This window comes from Agrobacterium sp. 10MFCol1.1 (assembly GCF_000381165.1).
GTDB lineage: Bacteria > Pseudomonadota > Alphaproteobacteria > Rhizobiales > Rhizobiaceae > Agrobacterium > Agrobacterium tumefaciens.
Genome location: NZ_KB906081.1, coordinates 167,638 through 186,782 on the forward strand (window position 1 = coordinate 167,638; position 19,145 = coordinate 186,782).

Consider the following 19,145-nt stretch of genomic DNA (forward strand, 5'->3'; position numbering starts at 1 on the left):
TTGCCCGCCTTATTTGTGCTCGATCGTGTAGAAGCCAACATTGATGGTGCCCTCGGTAAAGCCGGCTTCGCAGTAGCAGAGGTAATAATCCCAGAGCCGCCTGAAGCGGTCATCGAAACCCAACAGCGAGATTGTCTGCCAGCGCGCATGGAAACGCTGGCGCCATTCCGCCAGCGTGCGGGCATAGGACTGGCCGAAAAGCTCGGTATCGGCGAGGCTCAGACCCGCCCTGCCGATTGCTCTTTCAAGGGCTTCGTCAGATGGCAGGAAGCCGCCCGGAAAGATGTATTTCTGGATGAAGTCCGCGTTTCGCCGGTAATTATCGAACCGGGCAGGTTCAATGGAGATGATTTGCAGCACCGCGCGCCCGCCGGGTTTCAGGCAGCGTTTCAGTGTTTCGAAATAGCTCGGCCAATAGGCCTCACCGACCGCTTCGAACATCTCGACGGAAACGATGCGGTCGAACTTGCCTTCGACATCGCGGTAGTCCTCGAGCCTGAGATCGATATGCTCAGCCTTGTCGGTTTTCTCCGCTGCCGCCTTTGCCCAATTCAACTGAGATGGCGAAAGGGTAAGGCCGGTAACGTTGGCATCCGCCTGGGTCGCGAGGTGGATTGCAAGCGCGCCCCAGCCGCAGCCAATCTCCAATACGCTCTCACCGCCGCTCAATTGCAGCTTGTCGACGATGCGGTTGAGTTTTTTGAGTTGGGCCGCCTCAAGCGTTGGCGTCGTATCGTCGAAAATCGCCGACGAATAGAGCATCGAGGAATCGAGCCATTGCCGGTAGAATTCGTTGCCGAGATCGTAATGGGCCTCGATGTTGCGGCGGCTGCCGCGCTTTGTGTTGGCGTTCAGGCGGTGGCCAAGGCGATTGATGAGGCGCATGGGCAGGCTACCGCGCGTCGATCCCCCGAAAGCGTCGTTGTTCTGTGCCGCAAAACGGATCAGGGCGGTCAGATCCGGTGTGGACCAGTCGTCTTCGATGTAACCCTCGGCAAAACCGATGTCGCCATTGAGGATGAGCCGCCGTAGCGCGCGCCAGCGATGGAGAACAAGCGTCGCCTCGGTGCCCTCATGTTCCCCGGATTTCTCAATCACGCCGCCACCGGGCAGCATGACGCGCAGTCTGCCTTTGGAGACGTTGTTCAAGAGCTTGGCCATGAGCCAGCCTTCGGGACCGGTGCGTTGCCGCATCTGCGTGTTTTCCAGCGATAGTTCGTTGAGATTGTCAAACGGGGTCATGAAGTTTGGCCTCGATTTGCGATGGTGATGGGTGAATGAAGGAGACAGGGGCAGAAGGTGGACGCGGTCGTTTTCTTAACCGCACACCCTTGCGCCATATTTTAAGTGCTTCCCAATGGATGCCGGCAACAACCTTGAGGGTAAGAAAGGGGATGGTGACAAAAGCCTTCAGCAGCGCGCCATCGGTCAGCTCGACACGCCGCGCCAGATGCCTTGCAGTCAGGACTGGCCCCTCGTCGTCAAATGTATCGATAACGATCTTCAGCTTGTCGCCGGGGGGTATGACCCGGAATACATAACGGAGATCCATGTCCATGAAGGGCGAGACATAGAAGGCCTTGTCGCAGCGCTGGACGATCTCGGCCGCACCTTCTGTCTCCACCGGGATCAGATAGGAATGCCGCTCGCCGAACGTGTTGTCGACTTCCCAGAGAATGGCTTTGAGAGACCCGTTCCGGCCGTGGCAGAAAAACACGCTGAGTGGATTGAAGGCCCAGCCAAGGATGCGCGGCATGGTGAGCAGACGGATCGGACCACCATCGACGGTCATGCCTGCGGCCGTCATGGCGTTTTCGATCTGGTTGCGCAATTCCATCTTGCTCCCGTCGCCGCGGTCCCGGCGGTGAAAGGAAAACAGGTTGAAACGATCGACGGAGAACAGCCGCAGCTTACGGTCAAGCGCATCGAGTTCATCAAGGTCGAGAAGCAGCGAGTAAATGCGATAGGCGAGCCGGTGCGCTTTCGGCTTGAAGCGCGCATGCATGACATGTCCGGGAAAAAGCGCGGAGGAGAAATGAGACGTCATGGGATCGCCTCAACGAGTTTGATCGTTCTTTTCCGCGAAGCCAAATTCAGACGGACGATCCGGCCGCTATCATCGGTAACCTTCCAGGGCCTCGACAGGCCGCCCAGATCCTCGGCGACGGCAAGCCCTGCCTGAATGCCGTCTTCATGAAAACCCGAGCCAAAATAGGCGCCGCAGAACCAGGTGTTTCTCAAACCCTGCAAGGCCCACAGTTCCTGCCTCATCTGCTCGGTGCCGGCATCGAAAACAGGATGGTGGTAAGTTTCCTCGGTGATGATTTTTCCCTTTTCCGGTTCGCGTGTCGGGTTCAGCGTTACGAAGGTGTCAGGGATTGCACCCAGAGGCTGAAGCTTGTTCATCCAGTAGGTGATGCTCGGCTGCCCCGTTTCAATGCGTGTATCGGCCACATAGTTCCAGCTTGACCAGGCGGTGCGCCTGCGGGGCATGAAACTGCTGTCCGTGTGCAGTAACGCCCTGTTTTTCGTATAGCCAAACGCGCCGAGAATGCGCCGTTCGGCTTGCGTCGCGTCCGTCAGCATCTCCAGCGCCTGATCTGCGTGTGTGGCAATCACCACATCGTCGAACCGTTCGAATTCGCCGTTAGTGTTGGCGATCTCGACCCCGTCCGCCAGGCGGTGGATGCGCGTCACAGGTGTCGAGAGCCGAATGCGATCGGCGAATGGCGCAGTGAGTCGTTTCACATATTCCCGGCTGCCGCCGACAACGGTGCGCCAGACGGGCCGGTTGCGGAGCAACAGCAGGCCGTGATTGCTGCAGAACTTCACGAAATGTGCTGCCGGGTAACGGCCGACTTCCATGGCCGGGGTAGACCAGATGGCTGCTGCCATCGGGTAAAGATGATCGTTGCGAAAGGCGTCGCCATAGTTGTTTTGAGAAAGATACTCATCGAGCGACATGTCGCCCATCATCGGCAGATCGCGCGGGGCATTGCGATAAAAGCGCAAGAGGTCGGCAAGCATTGCCCAGAAGCGCGGTCTAACGGCATTTCTCTTTTGCGCCAAAAGGCCAAAGCCAGAGCCGCCGGAATATTCGAAACCGCCATCATCCAGTGAAACGGCAAAGGACATGTCGGATGCCGCGGTCGTCACTCCCAGCGTTTTGAAAAGTGCCGTCAGATTGGGATACGTCACCTCATTATAGACGATGAACCCCGTATCGACAGACACCACACCCTGTTCAGTTTTGAACGTCACGGTGTTGCTGTGGCCGCCGACGCGGTCCGCAGCCTCGAAAACCGTGACATCATGCCGTTTCGACAAAAGCCAGGCCGCAGACAGACCGGAAATGCCTGTTCCGATCACGGCGATGTTTCGCCGGCTGTCTTTTCTTTTGGCTTCGGTATCGAACATGGTTCCTCGCTATTGCATTCACAATTCAGTTTTACGGCCTGCGACAGATACGAAGGAGCGGATCGATAAGTTTCAGCGGCGCGCAAATTTTTCAGAATTTTGTCAGGCGCTTGAAACTCTTTTGCCGTCTCGCCCGTAGTTGCCACTGGAAACTTGGTCTGAAGTCCTTCGAATACAGTGAGTGGAATGGTTTTGATGTCTGTTGTGGTGGCCCTTGCCGTGCTGATGTCGCTTCTGATGGCGGCAGCCTGGGCGTTGCAGCGTTACACAGGATCGAGTGGCTGGATCGACACCGTCTGGTCTGCGAGTGTCGGGGTCGGCGGCGTGGTTGCCGTCTTGTTTTCCGATGGAGATAGCTGGCGCCGGGGAGCGGTTCTCTTTCTCGTATTGGTGTGGTCGCTGCGGCTCGCGGGACACATCGGCATGCGGACGAGGGGAGGTGGCGAAGATCCACGTTACGCGAAGCTTATAGAAGAATGGGGCAGCAATGCCTCGTTGCGGCTATTCGCCTTTCTTCAGATTCAGGCCGTTGCCGCCTTTGTGCTGGTTCTCGCCGTCTATCTTGCCGCCAGCAATCCTCTGCCACTTCCAAGCATTATCGATGCGATAGCGTTGATCGTCGCGGCTGGTGCGCTTGTTGGAGAAGCGACCTCCGATGCACAGCTTTCACAGTTCAGAAAAACCCCGGAGGCCAAAACCGGCGTCTGCGAGACTGGTCTGTGGCGTTATTCGCGTCATCCCAACTACTTTTTCGAGTGGCTTTTCTGGTGCGGCTTTCCGTTGTTGGCCATCCATGCGCAGCCGTGGTCATGGTTGTCGCTTGCTGCGCCAGCCATGATGTACTGGCTGCTCGTCCACGTCTCCGGCATTCCCCCGCTCGAAGAACACATGCTGAAATCACGCGGAGAGAAATTCCGCGCCCTGCAAAACCGCGTCAACGCCTTCTTTCCGGGGCCACGCAAGAATGAGGACACGCCATGAACATGCTCGCATTCGCCATCAATGCTGCCGAACGCGCACCGCTGAGTGACAATATGACGCTTGCCGGCATCGACATGCTCTGCGCGCGCACCAAACGGCGACTTGCTGGCGTTCCGGCGGCGGAAGAAAACGCTTTTGTGACTGATATGGCGAAATTTCCCGTCGCCACGCACACCGACGAGGCGAACAGGCAGCACTACGAGGTGCCGGCTGAATTCTTTGCAATCGTCCTTGGCGCGCAAAGAAAATATTCCTGCTGCTTTTATCCCAATGCTCAGACAACTCTGGATGAGGCTGAAACATTGGCGCTGGAAGAGACCGTTTCCCATGCCCGATTGCAGGACGGGATGAATATTCTCGAACTCGGCTGTGGCTGGGGTTCGCTCTCCCTTTATATGGCCGGCCGGTTTCCCAATGCGCGGATTACGTCCGTTTCAAATTCGGCTTCGCAGCGCGAATATATAATCGAACGTGCAAATGAGCGTGGGCTGTCGAACCTCTCGGTGGTGACGGCCGATATGAATGATTTCACAACTGATGAGCGTTTCGACCGTGTCGTATCGGTGGAAATGTTCGAGCACATGTCGAACTGGCAGGCATTGTTCGAACGCGTCCGCTCCTGGCTGACGCCCGAGGGCAAGTTCTTCCTTCACGTCTTCAATCACCGGGATCGATCCTATCGTTTCGACCATGGCAACCGGGCAGACTGGATCGCGCAGCATTTCTTCACCGGCGGCATTATGCCTGCCTTCGATCTTCCTCACCGTTTCCCGGCGCAGTTCACCGTGGAACAGGAGTGGCGCTGGTCGGGATCACATTATCGCCGGACGGCCCTCGACTGGCTTGGAAATTTCGACCGGGAGATCGACCGTATCCGACCGATCCTGCAGAGAGTCTATGGCAACGATGCGCGCTTGTGGGAACGGCGTTGGAGACTGTTCTTCCTCGCGACGGCAGGTCTTTTCGGGCACGAAGACGGTAAGGTCTGGGGCGTTGGACACTACCTCATGGCGCGCGTCTAGATCGCTGCAAACACGCGCATGCGAACCCAATCCGGCGCCGCTTCGCCCTTCGTCGCGATGCGGCGAAGGTGTCTCCTCGGTTGGCGCAGGCCGCTGAGGCCGGCGAAGCGGGAAAAATGGATATGCGATTGATTGTGCATGATTTGATCGTGCAAAATTTGTGTATTTCATTCCTGTTTGCTTAACCCCGTTTTTTGAAATCTGCGAAGTTCGGCGACCTCGTCTAGCTTCCGTTCGGCTTTTGCATCAAGGAGCGGGCTCGCCCCGTAGTCCAAGCCAAGGGTCAGCATGCCTTTTCAGAAAACAAAAGACCGAGAGGAATATTCGCAGCATCTTCTTCTCCTGTGTCGAGTTGCAGCCTGGATGGGCGTGGCGCTGGCGACTGGCTGGTTCGTGTTTTTCATTCTCACGGAAAGATGGGGCATTGCGCTCAGCCTCCTCATTCTAGGGGTTGCGATCGTGCCGTGCTGGCTAACTTGCCTGATGGGCCACTTTTCCCTCGGACTCATTCTGGCACAGAGCGCCTGCATCCTGTTCGTCTGCTGGTACTCCGTCGCTATCGATGTCTCCGACGATACCGTACCGAGGACGACGCATCTCTACCTGCTCGTCATAATCTTCGTCGGCTACATGAATTTTCAACGCCAGCGTTCCGCCGCCCAGTTTCTGGTCATCGCGGCAAGTCTCATGGCCTTTGTTTACTTCTGCGCGTCCGCCGCGCGGTTTTCGTTCAGTACTCCCATGCCGCAGGATGTGCGCAGCATCAGCGCCTGGTTCAACAGCGTTTTCGCAGCGTTGATGCTGTGTGGCGGTGTCGCCGCCATGCAGGCGCAGTTTCGCAGTCATACGAAAAAAGCCCTGGAACTGCGCTCCGCGCTTTCGAATGGCCAGTTTGAACTTTTCTACCAGGCGCAGGTCCGCGCGGATGGCACGCTGCTTGGCGCAGAGGCGCTGTTGCGGTGGAACCACCCGAAACGGGGATACATCCCGCCAGCCGATTTCATCGCGCTTGCGCAGCAAACCGGTTTCATGCCGACAATCGGCGTTTGGGTCATTGCCGAAGCCTGCAAGACACTTGCGAGATGGCAGGAGAACCCGGCAACCCAGAATCTCACCTTGTCGATCAACATTACTGCCGATCATTTCGTCGACGCGGGATTTTCCGGGCAGCTTCTTGATGCCGCCTCGTCTCAGGGCATCAAGCCACAACTTCTCAAGCTGGAGCTGACCGAGAGCGTTTTCCTATTCGACATAGAAGCAGCGATCGCGAAAATGAAGCTCCTTGATCGTTCCGGCTTCACGATTTCACTCGACGATTTCGGCACTGGCTACTCCTCACTGAGCTACCTCCGGCAATTGCCGCTCAAACAGATCAAGATTGATCGCAGCTTCGTGACGGGGGTGACCGAAAGCGGGCGTATGGCGACAATCACGCGAAACATCGTCCAGATGGGGCACGACCTTTCATTGGAAGTTCTGGCCGAAGGCGTGGAGACCGAGGCGGAGCTGCGGATGATGCTGTCCTACGGCTGCCGATTGTTTCAGGGCTATCTTTTTGCGAGGCCGACGAGCCTCGTCGAATTCGAGCAATATGCCGCCCGTCCATCGTCCTGACCGGACGTTTTGCGATAGGCTGAGGCATCCGGATCGAATTCAGTGGCGTGCCTGCCGGCAGATCCGGGCGTTGAACAACGCACCATTCGTCGGGTAGAGCTATCTTGCCCGTCAGGATCGCTACCGATCCGCATCATTTCATTGGTTCGCATGATCCCAGTAGCACTACCCTCCGTCGAAACGCTGCTTTTGCTTGCCTTCCTTCTTGCCACGACACTGGTCTGGGGTATCTGGACAGTAGTGTTGATTGCACGATACGCAGGAGGCCGCTGGGCGCGCCCGATGATGCTGCCCTATGGTCTGGCGACCGCCATTGCGATTTTTACACTTTGGCAGTTCGGTAATTTCTATCTCCAGATGCGTGCCTATGACAGGGAAATGGCGTCTAGCTATCGCCCGGAGCTTGGGGAGCCGGTGCGCCTTGGCCAGATCGACATGCCCAAAGGCACGAAACTTGAACTGGCCGTGCCCGACACCAGGGAATCCTTCAACCGCGCGGTCTTCCCCCATCCCCTGCGGGTCGCGAATGTCGATGCCGTCGAGATCGCCCGCTATATCGCGATAAAAACCAACGGAAATTATGAGACCGTCGGCTTTGTTCCGGAGACGATGCGCGTGACGGGCAACGGCGTGACCCTGCAGAGCGGCTGGCGCTGCGATGCGACACAACCGGTGGAGTTTGACCTGAAGGCGGACGGGGATGTATCCGCTTTCAGCCGATGTGTCCTTGCCGACGGGAATATCGTCGACGGCATTGTCTTGCCGAAGGGCACGTTTCTGCGTGCCTCCTCCGGCAATGTCTATACTGACGGTTTCATCGATTCCGACAGGTGGGTTCTCGACACGCCCACGGGCCAGGCTATCCGCATTGATGATTTCGCTCTTGAGGATGTCACGCTCGCCCTCGATGGCGAAAGAAAACTCTATGAAATCCGAAGCGCGGTTTTGTCGAAGGAAGCAACGGCGGGCGCGCTCCACTTCGCAGCCGGCAGTGGAATTCGCCTCAATCCCCGGCACATCCGGACTGATTATTCCGGTGCATGGTTGATAACACCATCTTCTAAGTCTACCGGTTCTGAACCGGTGTCGCCTCGGTCAAGCGTGCTGAACAGAGGCGGAAAGCTTCTGGCCACCCTTTCCGACTAGCGCACTGGTGGACAAGCTACTCTGAACGATCTCGATGGAGGGCTCTCTTGCGATCAGGTGCACGCGACCCCAGATATCGCGCATTATTGAAAGTGCGCATTAATGAACCCTGAGACCTACCTACCGATAAAGACCGACCGGCTGATCCTTCGTAAATTCCAGGCCGCTGATCTCGCATCATACGCCGATTACAACACGCGCGATGACGTCTACCGTTTCCTCTATGCCGCACCGCCTTCGGATGATGCGGTGAAAACCCAATTCGCAGCGCTGCTCGAGGCTCCGTTCGAAGAGGACGGCGATACGTTGCGACTTGCCGTTACGCGCAGTGACGATGACACGTTGATCGGCGAAGTCCTGCTTAAAATTGCGAGCAAGGCAGCTTTGCAGGCGGAAGTCGGTTATGTCTTCAATCCTGATTTTTCAGGTAAGGGATATGCGACGGAAGCCGTCCGGGCCATGATAAGCCTCGGCTTCGAGACGCTCGGATATCACCGGATTTTCGCGCGGCTGGATGCCCTGAACCACGGATCGATCGGCGTTGTTGAACGCCTTGGCCTGCGGAAAGAAGCGCATTTGATCGAGAATGACCGATTTGGCGGGACCTGGGGGGATGAATTCATCTATGCCACCCTGAGGAGGGAGTGGGCGTCCAGCCCGTGATCTTGCGCAGGTGATGATTATGTCGGGTTTGAAGGGAATTGTCGGTGTCTCAACTGGTCTTGATCCTCGGCGATCAATTAAGTCCCTCCGTATCTTCGCTGGATGGGGTCGACAAGACGCGCGACACGATCCTGCTTTGCGAGGTAATGGCGGAGGCTACCTATGTCGGCCATCACAAAAAGAAGATCGCCTTCATCTTTTCCGCCATGCGCCACTTCGCCGAGGAACTGCGTGGCGAAGGATACCGGGTTCGCTACACGCGAATTGATGATCGCGACAATGCGGGCTCCTTCTCCGGCGAGGTGCAGCGGGCGTTAAACGACCTGACCCCTTCCAGAATCTGCGTCACCGAGGCTGGAGAATGGCGCGTCAAGTCAGAGATCGAGCGCTTCGCCAGTGCCTTCAACATCGAGGTCGATATCCGCCCTGATCGGCGCTTTCTTGCCAGCCACGAGGAGTTCGAGCGCTGGGCGGCCGGGCGCAAAAGCCTGACGATGGAATATTTCTACCGGGAAATGCGTCGCAAGACTGGCCTGTTGATGAATGGCGAAGAGCCGGTCGGTGGACGCTGGAATTTTGACTCGGAAAACCGCAGCCCCGCCAAGCCGGACCTGCTGAGGCCAAGACACCCGGTCTTCGCACCGGACAGGATAACAAGGGATGTCATCGACACCGTCGAGCGGCTGTTTCCCGACAATTTCGGCAAGCTTGAGAACTTTGGTTTCGCCGTCACCCGCGCCGATGCCGAGCGGGCGCTCAGTGCCTTCATAAACGATTTCCTGATGAATTTCGGCGCCACGCAGGATGCCATGCTGCAGGATGACCCGTATCTGAACCACTCGCTTCTGTCTTTTTACATCAATTGCGGGCTGCTGGATGCGCTGGAGGTCTGCAGGGCGGCGGAGCGCGCCTACTACGAGGGCGCGGCACCGCTCAATGCCGTCGAGGGTTTCATTCGCCAGATCATCGGCTGGCGGGAATATATGCGTGGCATCTACTGGTTTGCCGGGCCTGACTATGTCGACAGCAATTTCTTCCAAAACGACAGGCCGCTGCCGGGCTTTTACTGGACGGGCAAAATCCACATGAACTGCATGGCGACCGTAATTACGGAAACCATCGAAAATGCCTATGCTCACCATATCCAGCGCCTGATGATCACGGGAAACTTTGCCCTTCTCGCCGGCATTGATCCGAAGGCCGTTCATCAATGGTATCTCGAGGTCTATGCGGATGCCTATGAATGGGTTGAACTGCCGAATGTGATCGGCATGAGCCAGTTCGCCGATGGCGGCTTTCTCGGAACAAAGCCCTATGCCGCAAGTGGCAACTACATCAATCGCATGTCGGACTATTGCAGTAGTTGCCGCTATGATCCCAAGGAGCGTCTCGGTGACAAGGCCTGTCCATTCAACGCGCTATACTGGGATTTTCTGGCCCGCAACCGTGAAAAGCTGAAATCCAACCATCGTCTGGCGCAGCCCTATGCCACATGGTCCCGGATGAGCGAAGACGTCCGCCATGACATCAGGGCAAAGGCAGCTCTGTTTTTGAACCGCCTGAGCTGACGCGGCCCTTTCTCTGCTTTTGCCGACGGCGGGACACCCGATCAGAACTGTCCCTGCGCATGTCTCAGTCATGACGCGGCTCGTAAACCCAGCTCCGCGTGGTGCCGACAGCGCCGCCGGTCCATGCGGCAATGGCGCCAATGATGAGAGCGACGATGGCGAGCTATCGGAAACGACGTGAAGCCTGCCGCGTTTCTCAGCTTACTTTAAACTATCAGTTACCAGCCGTAGCTGAATGTCAGGCCGCTGCCGTTGTCTCCGTTCTGCTCTACGTTGGTTTCGGTGTTCCGCCCATACTGGAAAATGCCATAGGCATTATTATTGCCGTTTTGCTGCAGCGTTGCGGAATGGCCGTTGCCCCGCTGCCGGATAAAGCCGAGATTGCCGCGACCGTTCTGGGCGATGCCTGCCGCATTTCCCCGGCCCAGTTGCCGGATGTCTGCGTCTTTCAGATCGCGATAAAGCGAGTATGCGCGCAGACCGGTTGAGAGCAGGTCACCATCCCCGGAATTGCCGGGCGCGAGGTCAAAGGAAATGCGGCCACCGGCATGGGCGGGAGCCGTAAATCCGAGCGGCGCAAGGCCTCCAACAAGCAGAGTGACGGTGAGAAGTTTCAACACGTTGCGGGTCATTCTGATCTCCATTCTGTCAGTGCCCTTGCCGATGATCCACTCTCGCATCCTGCAACTGAACCCGAACGGAATTGCCCATTCACATGTCGTTCAGTCGCTGCACGATGATCAAAGAAAAGGGCGCTCAACCGGCGCCCTCTCTGGTGGAAATGTATAGTTGAGGTCAGCCTAGTCGCCGCCAACCTGTTTCGTGCAGCTGAAGCGCCTGCCATCGATTTCGAGATCGAGCACTGCCTTGTACTGCGCTCCCTTCGCGCCAAGCGTTACCGAAGTCAGAAGTTGCGAACGCCCGGCAGCGGCATCAAAGCCACCGCCCTGGTTGATGACGGAACTCCCGCTGCCTCCTGAATTTTCGACGTGAAAGGCATAGGTACCTCCAGCACCGGTGTTGCCCTTTGCGAAGGCCTCCAACCTGACCATGCCCGCCTGTGGTGTTGCCTTTATCTCGCAAACCTTGTCTTCGCTCAGGTCATTTGCGGTCGACATGGCTGCAATGGCGCCGAAGGGAAGGAGTGCAACGGCAAGGATAGCCGCCAGGCGGCGTGGATGTGTGACGCTATGGGGCATGGCTAGTCTCCTTGATGATCTGTTGACTTGATCTCGACCAGTTGCACGTCAAGGCCTGCGGCGGCTTATGGGCAGGCCTGCACGAAGGCCGCGACATTATCATTACCGCCCTGGTTCACATTGGCGCTGCAGCCACGGCCAACCTGAACACCGGCCGCGATGTTTCCGTTGCCGTCCTGGGTCAGGATGGTGGTGTGGTTTGAGCCGAACTGGCCGATGCCCGCCACGTTGCGGCTGCCGTTCTGATAGGTGGAGCCGTAATTGTCATGCCCCTCCTGACCGACAGCCGAAAGGTTGTGACGACCATATTGATGGCCGACGATCCGGTTATAGCCGCCGTTCTGGTAGGTGCGGATCCGGTTGCCATAACCTTCCTGTGCGCCACCGGCAGAGTTCGACCAGCCATATTGTTCGATGCGCACATCGTTGGCCATGGCGGGGGCCGTGGCGGTGAAGCCAACGAGAGCGGAGAGTGCAATTGCAACGAAAGACGTACGGATCATGACTGTCTCCTCAGGCGGATAAGACCGCGGTTGAACGTCTTTGTTGTAGACGGTCTCGTTGGAACGGAAGCTGAAGAGATTATTCAGTCGTGGTTCATTGGCGGGGTATGGTCCCAGCGTCGCAACAATGTTGACGAACAGGACGCCTAAAGTTTTCTTGGCAGGATGAAACCAAATTGGCTCGCCTTTCGTACATGGCTTGCGCCTTCAATGTTCAGGCGAAAAGGGAGACGAATCTGGGTCCGATGGAGCTTCAAAGCCACGCTAGCCAGCCCGCTAATGCAGGGTCTGCTGCAAGAGATGATCTGACACGAGCAACCATAACCGTTGCCTGGGTCATCATCCTCAACAAGCCATTTTATCCGCTTTACGTGTGGTATCTGGTCGATGACGGAGCTGCGGCATCGCTTGTCACGCTATTGTCGGTGCCGTTCTTTCTCGCGATACCATTCCTGGCGAAAAAGTCCCCTTTGGCCGCGCGCCTCGCTCTCCCTTTGGTGGGAACAATCGACACGCTGTTTGAAACCAAAATATTCGGCCAGGCTTCTGGCACCGAATTTTTCTTCGCAGCCTGCATCATGCTTGCAGCCATGTCGTTCCGCGCAGACGAGAAGCTCTGGCAATATGCGATGGCAATCCTCGTCTTCATCGCTTTCTTTTTCTCGCGGACGTTTCTGGGCGCGCCGCTGCAATCCTGGTCGGCAGATGATCTTGCAACGCTTCTCAATCTGAATGCGTTCTCTGCCGCGAGCCTCATGGTCTTTATCGCCCTTAGATATGCCGGCATTTCACGGCGAACCGAAATCTGAACAAGAGCCGTGCCATCGACAGGAGGAGTTTATGCTTAGACATTGTAACCGCGTGATTGGTGCCCTGACATTTTCGCTGTTTCTGTTTGCCGGTTCTGCGGTTTCCGCAGCCCCCAAACCGGTTGCCGTGGGTCTCGATCATTACCGCGGTACCTGGCTTGAAATCGGCCGTACACCCATGTTGCTGACAGACGGATGTGTTGCAGGATATTCCACCTATCGGCAGGGAGCATCGGCGGATGAAGTGCTGATAGAAGATGGCTGTCGAGCAGGAAATCCGAAGGGTCGCCTCAAGACGGTGAACGGCGTCGGCAAGATCGAGGATTTCGGATCAACCAATGCGAAGATGCGCGTTCGCTACCCTCTTTTCATCACATTCAATTATTGGGTTTTCTACAAATCGCCTGATAAGTCCTGGTTCATCAGCGCCAACCCGTCGACCGGCGATGTGTGGATCTACGCCCGCAACATCCCGTCCAAAACGAAGCTCAATAAAATGATCACGAAAGCACGTGAGCTTGGCTACGACGTCAGCAAGCTCGAGTTTCCGGTCCAGAAATAACAGCTGATGGAGCGCATGGATGATGCAGTCGCTTGAAAATGGCTACAGGGCGATCGTCTTGGGCGCATCCGGCGGCGTTGGTGGAGCCCTGTTGTCGCACTTCGAGGCCGACCCTCGTTGCGCGTTCGCCTTGCCGCTCTCGCGAAGCGTCGATGGTCTCGATATAACGAACGAAACCAGAGTGCGCGAAGTTGCCGCCCGTCTGGAGGCTCAGCGCGGATCCTTCGACCTGATATTCAATGCAACCGGTGCCTTGACGGTCGATGGTGCCGGTCCCGAAAAATCGATAAGGGCGATCGACGAAGTTCAAATGGCGAGGCAGTTTGCGGTCAATGCCATAGGCCCTGCTTTGCTGCTCAAGTATTTCACCCCGCTTCTGCGCAGAGACGGGCGAAGCATTTTCGCCTCCCTGTCCGCGCGCGTTGGCTCGATTGGCGACAACAGATTGGGCGGATGGATCTCCTACAGAGCATCCAAGGCCGCTCAAAATCAGATCATCCGAACCGCAGCCATCGAAATCGCCCGCACAAACCCACAGGCCATCATCGTGGCGCTTCATCCCGGAACAGTCGAAACAGAGCTGTCCAAGCAATTTTCGAAGGGCAAAGACTTGTTCACCCCGCAGCAGTCTGCCGCGCGCCTGATGGAAACAATCGATGGTCTCACACCGGCACAAACAGGGCAGTTTTTTGCCTATGACGGTTCAAGGATCGAATGGTGAGTGCCATCGTCTGCAAGGGATTATCCGACGATTGTGATGGTGACGAAGCCCCTGGTCTAAAACTTTTTGCTGACACCCACTCTTGCGCCAGCCGAGGTTTCCCCATCGCCTTCAATGTTAAAAAGGAGGCCGGCGTCAATGGACCAGTTTTCCGCAGTCTCAACTGTTACTCCCGTGCTGAGGGAGCCAAAGGCGCCTTCTCCATCCAGCCCCGAAACACCAACTGTTCCGCCGAATTTCGGTGTCATGATGGAACCGTTTTCAAGGGAAATCTGGCGCGCAATCTCGGCGCCGAGGCTGACACGCAGTTGCTCTTCCTTAAAACCGCGCAGCTCGATCAGGTCACCAACGTCATTGCCGACTGTATAGTTTTCGATAGTCTCGGATAGATAAACACCTCGAAATCTGGGCGTGAAGGTCGTGACGTCATTGATGTCCCAGCGTCCCGAGATCGACGTGTCGAAAAGCCAACGGCTGGTATCGAAGGATCCGTCCCAGAAGGGTGTATCGATGTCGTTCGCAGAGCCGCCATACAGCAGGCTGCTGTCCCAGAAAACGCTTCTGGCGATTTCAAACGAGGCATAGGGGCCAAGGAGCCAGCCGTTACCGGTCAACTCGTTGTCACCGTTCGTCGGATCCGTCATGCGGTCGAAATGGAAGGAAAAACCAAGCATTGCCTTGTCGGAAAGCAAATAGTCCACACCTGCTGAAACCATGGCGAAGCTGCCCCATTTGCTTCCCGATTCATCCCGGTTGTGGACGAGGAACGAGCCGTCAAGCCAGATGTTGAAAAGCGGCATTTCCGTTCTCGTCACGCCATCGGCGTTGTTTCGGGCAGCTTCGATCTGCGCAAGGCTGGTGGCGAAACTCAGAACCATGCCCTCTCCGGAAGGCATTGCACGTGAAGTGACGGCACTGGTGGCGTTGACCATCTGTCGCCGTTCAAGAAGGCCCGGCACCTTGATCGTTGACGCGATGATGTTCTGTCTGGCGCGGACAAATCCATGCACGAGATCATTTATCTCGTCTGCCACCTGTGCAGCATCGTAACCGAGATTATAGGTGACGGTCCCCTCGTTGGAGGCACCCAGTGCACTGACGAGACGAAAACCCACCCGGGCTTGACCCGAGAATGCGGGATTGGGGATGAATTTGAGGTACAATCCCGTCGCCTGCGTACCGCCGGCCTGAGCGAATTCGCCGTTCACGATGCTTGCCCGACCGGCGTTGGCAGGACTGACAAAGGTGAGATCGGCGCCGGTGAAGGGACCGCCCGTGGCGCCTGTGGCGAGATTGATATTCGGCGGTGTTGCGCCCGGCGCTACGCTGATCTCCCGGTTGGCGACGTTGATTTCGCGGGTCTTCACTTTCAGCGTATAGGCTGCTGCAGCGGTTGCCCCTCGAGCGTCCCGCACCTGAACGGTAAAGCTATAGTCACCCTCGGTTTCGGTCTCCAGCGGACCTGTGAGTTCACCGGTTGAAAGATTGAGGATCATACCTTTTGGCAATGTACCGCCGGCAAGGCTGTAGAGCAGCGGGTTGGTGCCGCCGGAAGCCGTGATGGACTGGCTGTAAGCTTCTCCTGCCATCGCTTCCGTCAAAGCTCCGCCTGCGGGTGAAAGGGCGAGGGCGCCCGCTGGCGGTGTAACTGTGATCGTGACCGTGGCGGACGAATTGCCCGAAGAGTTTCTCGCCGAATAGGTAAAGCTGTCGGTGCCGGAATAGCCGCTGTTCGGCGTGTAGGTAACACTGGTGCCGATCACGCTGACAGTTCCGTGTGATGGGCCGGTGATAACAGCGATTGTGTCCAGCCTGCCTCCCGATATGCCGAGAGGTACGGGATTGCCGGTACTATCTGCGACGACGGTTACTGTGCTGTCGCTTGCGACAGGCGCGGCAACCAGGACAGCTATGGTGTAGGCAGCAGAAGCGGTAACGCCGTTGGTGTCGCGTGCGGTGATATTGAAGCTCGCATTTCCTTCCGTCGTCGGATTGCCCGTGATCTCTCCGGTGGCGGAATTCAGGTTGAGGCCATCGGGCAGCGCGCCGCTGCTCGTATATTGATAGGGTGCATTGCCGCCTGATACTGTGACGGTCTGGCTATAGGGCATATCGACGAATGCATCCGTCAGCCGTCCTGCGGAGGGAGAGAAGACGAGTGTCGTCGCCGTGACCAAAACTGTGACGGTTGCAGGCGCAGACACACCGCTGACATTCGTTGCCGTATAGGTGAAACTGTCCTGACCCGTATATGCCGGTCTTGGCGTATAGGTGATCATGGTTCCGGTTGCTGTCGCGTTGCCATTGGACGGAGCCGTGGCGATGGCGACGCTGGCCGGGTCTCCACCCGTCACATTGAGAGCGATGACGTTGTCGGACGAATCAGGTGCGACACTGACCGAGACCGCGTTGGCCACAGGTGCCTGTGGATTGACGGTGAACGAGCGCGTGATCTGGCTCGCAGGAAGATAATCGCTGTCGCCGGGCTGATCCGCATTGATCGTACATGTGCCTGTAGAAACAAAGGTCAGAAGGCCACTGCTTGTAATTGTGCAGGTGCCGGTCGTGACGGAAGTAAAAATCGGAGTCAATCCGGAATCGCTGCTAGCCGTCAGCGTGGGCGTCGTTCCAAACGTCTGCGGTCCCGGATTGTTGAACGTGAGCGTCTGTGACGCTTTCGGAGTGACGCTGTTTGATTGAACGGAGGCGACACTCTGACCGGCAGCATTTTCGGCGGTAACCGTGAACGTGTAGCTTTGGCCGTTGGTTAGGCCTGTGACAACGATGGGGCTGTTCCCCCCTGCTACCGGCGCCACATCTGCGGGGGTCGCTGTCACGATATAACCCGTGATCGCCACACCACCATTGCGTGGCGGCGGCTGGAAGGACACGGCCGCCTGGGTGTCACCAGCGGTTGCCATCAGACCCACCGGCGCATCGGGCAGAGTGAATGCGACACTAATGGAATAAGCGCGGCTGCCCGTCTGGCCATTTACATCGGATGCGGTGACTGTGAAGTTATAGGTGCCCGACAAGATCGGCGTGCCGGAAAGCTCGCCGGAGCCAGCCAATGAAAGGCCCGGCGGCAGCGAGCCCGTGCTCACTGAGAAGCTGTGTGGTGATGCACCGCCCGAGGCTGTTAGGGTCTGGTTGTAAGCTATGTCATACGTCGCATTAGGGATGGAAGTGGGACTTATATCTATCACGGGTGCCGCGATGGAAACGGAATAGGATTGTTCTCCTGTCGCACCGTCAGAGTCGGTTGCCGTCACGGTAAAACTGAAATTGCCGGTCTGAGTTGGAATGCCGGTCAGCTCACCGTTGCTGGAAAGAGAAAGCCCGCCGGGCAGCGTGCCTGCTGAGACCGCAAAGCTGTGAGGCGCACTACCGCCGCTCGCGGTCAGGCCCACCGGACCATAAACCTGTTGATAGGCTGGATCGGCAATCGCGACAGGGGTGATTTTGACCGGGTCGTATGAGACCGAATTGTCCGAACTCGTCGACGCCTCGTTTGCGAGGCCGGCCGGTGTCGTGACACTTCCGGCTGGGATCGTTGCAACAACGGTTCCGGCCCGGTTCATGCCCGACACCGCCACCTGATAGGTGGGACCGGAACCAGAAATCGTGGCCGTGGTGGCGCCGGCCGTGCCGGACAGCTGCACATCGGCGCCGGAAAAACCAACAATGGGTTTGTCGAAAGCGACGTCGAACAGGATCGGCGACCGAGACGTCGGGTCCGCTTGCGCTGTTGCCTGATTGATCGTCACAGTCGGTTTGGTTTCGACCGTGTGATCGGAGCCGCTTGCGGAAGATGTGCTGCAGCCACTGCCTCCTGTGTAGGAAGCGCTTACTGGATATGTTCCGGATGACAGGCTCGTCGTCCGGAAGGTGGCGGAAGATGCCGGGCTCACCGGCCCGGTCGGCGCCAGACCGAGATTGGCCGATTGGGAACCGATGGAAATGCTGACGCTCCCCGGAGGCGACTGGCCGGCATTGCAGCCCATGGAGGAGACGGTTGCCGTGACTTCCACCTCTTGGCCGGGCAAGGATGGGTTGGGCGAAGACGTTACCGACAGGACGACAGGCCCGCCTGCTACGGCGCGTACGACGAGCGTATTGCTGGTAAAGCTGAAAGAATGTCCGCCCACCCGGGTGCCGGAGAAACTGGCGAAATCCGAAAACTGCCCGGCCATGACATCCAATTCGTCGACGCGGTAAGCCGCAGTACATGTCAGCTTGTTGGGCCATTCAAGGCCGCTGCCCACGCTGGGACAGGATACTACTGCACCCTTGATGGACGTGGTTGTGGGATTGATGCTGGTGATGGTGTAGGAGCCGGGATCAATAACGTAATCGAAACGGATGTTATCGCCAAGGCCATTGAACGTCGCAGGCACGGCCGAAACCGTGACGGACTGGGCAAGCGCCTGTGTCGCTAGGACAAGGAGAAGCGAAAGAGCGATGGCGCCCGTTCTGGATATCGTATGAAGACAGGACACCGCACGACCTGCAGCGTCTTTCCACGAGCTCAACCTGCCACCCATCATGCCCCCCAGCATTAGAATATGCGCATAAACTTTTACTAGCAGGTATTTAAATAGATTACATGGAGTCAACCATTAGGTGGAAAATAACTCGAGTTAGACACGCATTTTGAACAGGGTGTGCCGTATTTGTGTTTGCCTATGGAAAGATAGCGAAGACGATGTGGTGCGCGATACGGCAAGACTGAGGGAGCTGGTAAGGTGTCGCGGGGACTTATCGGTTCTTTGACGGCGGTGGGTGTATGTGTCAGTGTTATCAATATTTTCGTTGGCTTACGCTCGATCGTTAACGGACGACTGTCATACACCCCAACAATAAGATCTGTTTCCGAATATCTGATCGTCAACATTACCGATTAAATAAAAGAGGCCGGCCCGCACAACCGGACCAGCCCT

16 protein-coding genes are annotated in these 19,145 nt (G+C 57.1%); 9 read left to right on the forward strand and 7 right to left on the reverse strand.

Features of this window, described 5'->3' with window-relative positions; translation table 11 throughout:
* Nucleotides 1-9: 9 nt before the first annotated feature.
* From F617_RS0122060 to F617_RS0122070, 3 genes are read right to left on the reverse strand one after another with little or no spacing between them, the layout of a single operon-like run.
* Nucleotides 10-1,242: a cyclopropane-fatty-acyl-phospholipid synthase family protein gene (locus F617_RS0122060; protein WP_019566745.1), complete on the reverse strand. Its 1,233-nt coding sequence runs from the start codon at nt 1,240-1,242 to the stop codon at nt 10-12.
* Nucleotides 1,229-2,047, reverse strand: a complete 819-nt coding sequence (locus tag F617_RS0122065; protein ID WP_019566746.1) for a DUF1365 domain-containing protein — start codon at nt 2,045-2,047, stop codon at nt 1,229-1,231. The genes F617_RS0122060 and F617_RS0122065 overlap by 14 nt, the downstream gene beginning before the upstream one ends.
* The gene (locus tag F617_RS0122070) at nt 2,044-3,417 is read right to left on the reverse strand and encodes an NAD(P)/FAD-dependent oxidoreductase (RefSeq protein ID WP_019566747.1); all 1,374 of its coding nucleotides are present in this window, start codon (nt 3,415-3,417) and stop codon (nt 2,044-2,046) included. The genes F617_RS0122065 and F617_RS0122070 overlap by 4 nt, the downstream gene beginning before the upstream one ends.
* A gap of 186 nt (nt 3,418-3,603) precedes the next feature.
* On the opposite strand from F617_RS0122070, the gene F617_RS0122075 reads away from it, so the two are divergent.
* From F617_RS0122075 to phrB, 6 genes are all read left to right on the forward strand, one after another.
* Entirely contained in the window at nt 3,604-4,398 is a 795-nt protein-coding gene (locus F617_RS0122075; protein WP_019566748.1) for a DUF1295 domain-containing protein, read from the forward strand.
* Nucleotides 4,395-5,420 (forward strand): cyclopropane-fatty-acyl-phospholipid synthase family protein, encoded by a 1,026-nt coding sequence (locus F617_RS0122080; protein ID WP_013761034.1) that lies wholly within the window; start codon nt 4,395-4,397, stop codon nt 5,418-5,420. The genes F617_RS0122075 and F617_RS0122080 overlap by 4 nt, the downstream gene beginning before the upstream one ends.
* A gap of 288 nt (nt 5,421-5,708) precedes the next feature.
* Nucleotides 5,709-7,034 carry a bifunctional diguanylate cyclase/phosphodiesterase gene (locus tag F617_RS0122095; protein ID WP_019566750.1) on the forward strand — a complete coding sequence of 442 codons (1,326 nt, stop codon included), beginning with the start codon at nt 5,709-5,711 and terminating at the stop codon, nt 7,032-7,034.
* Between the two features lie 150 nt (nt 7,035-7,184).
* Complete coding sequence (locus F617_RS0122100) at nt 7,185-8,180, forward strand: hypothetical protein (RefSeq protein WP_019566751.1); 996 nt, start codon at nt 7,185-7,187, stop codon at nt 8,178-8,180.
* Between the two features lie 102 nt (nt 8,181-8,282).
* The gene (locus tag F617_RS0122105) at nt 8,283-8,843 is read left to right on the forward strand and encodes a GNAT family N-acetyltransferase (protein WP_019566752.1); all 561 of its coding nucleotides are present in this window, start codon (nt 8,283-8,285) and stop codon (nt 8,841-8,843) included.
* A gap of 44 nt (nt 8,844-8,887) precedes the next feature.
* On the forward strand, nt 8,888-10,411 hold the full coding sequence (gene phrB, locus F617_RS0122110; protein WP_080802147.1) for a (6-4)DNA photolyase: 1,524 nt from the start codon (nt 8,888-8,890) through the stop codon (nt 10,409-10,411).
* 218 nt (nt 10,412-10,629) lie between these two features.
* Here phrB and F617_RS0122115 read toward each other — a convergent pair whose 3' ends face one another.
* The 3 genes from F617_RS0122115 to F617_RS0122125 all read right to left on the reverse strand — a co-directional run bounded on the left by F617_RS0122115 (nt 10,630) and on the right by F617_RS0122125 (nt 12,113).
* The gene (locus tag F617_RS0122115; protein WP_019566754.1) at nt 10,630-11,043 is read right to left on the reverse strand and encodes a cryptic curlin major subunit; all 414 of its coding nucleotides are present in this window, start codon (nt 11,041-11,043) and stop codon (nt 10,630-10,632) included.
* A 168-nt stretch (nt 11,044-11,211) separates the two neighbouring features.
* Nucleotides 11,212-11,610 (reverse strand): curli-like amyloid fiber formation chaperone CsgH, encoded by a 399-nt coding sequence (gene csgH / locus F617_RS0122120; protein WP_019566755.1) that lies wholly within the window; start codon nt 11,608-11,610, stop codon nt 11,212-11,214.
* Nucleotides 11,611-11,675: 65 nt separating this feature from the next.
* Entirely contained in the window at nt 11,676-12,113 is a 438-nt protein-coding gene (locus F617_RS0122125) for a curlin (RefSeq protein ID WP_013761025.1), read from the reverse strand.
* Nucleotides 12,114-12,358: 245 nt separating this feature from the next.
* Here F617_RS0122125 and F617_RS27255 point away from each other — a divergent pair, with 245 nt between their 5' ends.
* Genes F617_RS27255 through F617_RS0122140 form a run of 3 tightly spaced genes read left to right on the forward strand, consistent with a single transcriptional unit; the run spans nt 12,359 to nt 14,205 of the window.
* Nucleotides 12,359-12,922 (forward strand): hypothetical protein, encoded by a 564-nt coding sequence (locus tag F617_RS27255; RefSeq protein ID WP_034502463.1) that lies wholly within the window; start codon nt 12,359-12,361, stop codon nt 12,920-12,922.
* Between the two features lie 31 nt (nt 12,923-12,953).
* Nucleotides 12,954-13,484 carry a lipocalin family protein gene (locus F617_RS0122135; RefSeq protein ID WP_026331012.1) on the forward strand — a complete coding sequence of 177 codons (531 nt, stop codon included), beginning with the start codon at nt 12,954-12,956 and terminating at the stop codon, nt 13,482-13,484.
* A 19-nt stretch (nt 13,485-13,503) separates the two neighbouring features.
* Entirely contained in the window at nt 13,504-14,205 is a 702-nt protein-coding gene (locus tag F617_RS0122140) for an SDR family oxidoreductase (RefSeq protein ID WP_019566758.1), read from the forward strand.
* Nucleotides 14,206-14,261: 56 nt separating this feature from the next.
* Here F617_RS0122140 and F617_RS0122145 read toward each other — a convergent pair whose 3' ends face one another.
* A complete protein-coding gene (locus tag F617_RS0122145) occupies nt 14,262-18,704 on the reverse strand; it encodes a putative Ig domain-containing protein (protein WP_019566759.1) in 4,443 nt (1,480 codons plus the stop codon).
* Nucleotides 18,705-19,145: the final 441 nt, after the last annotated feature.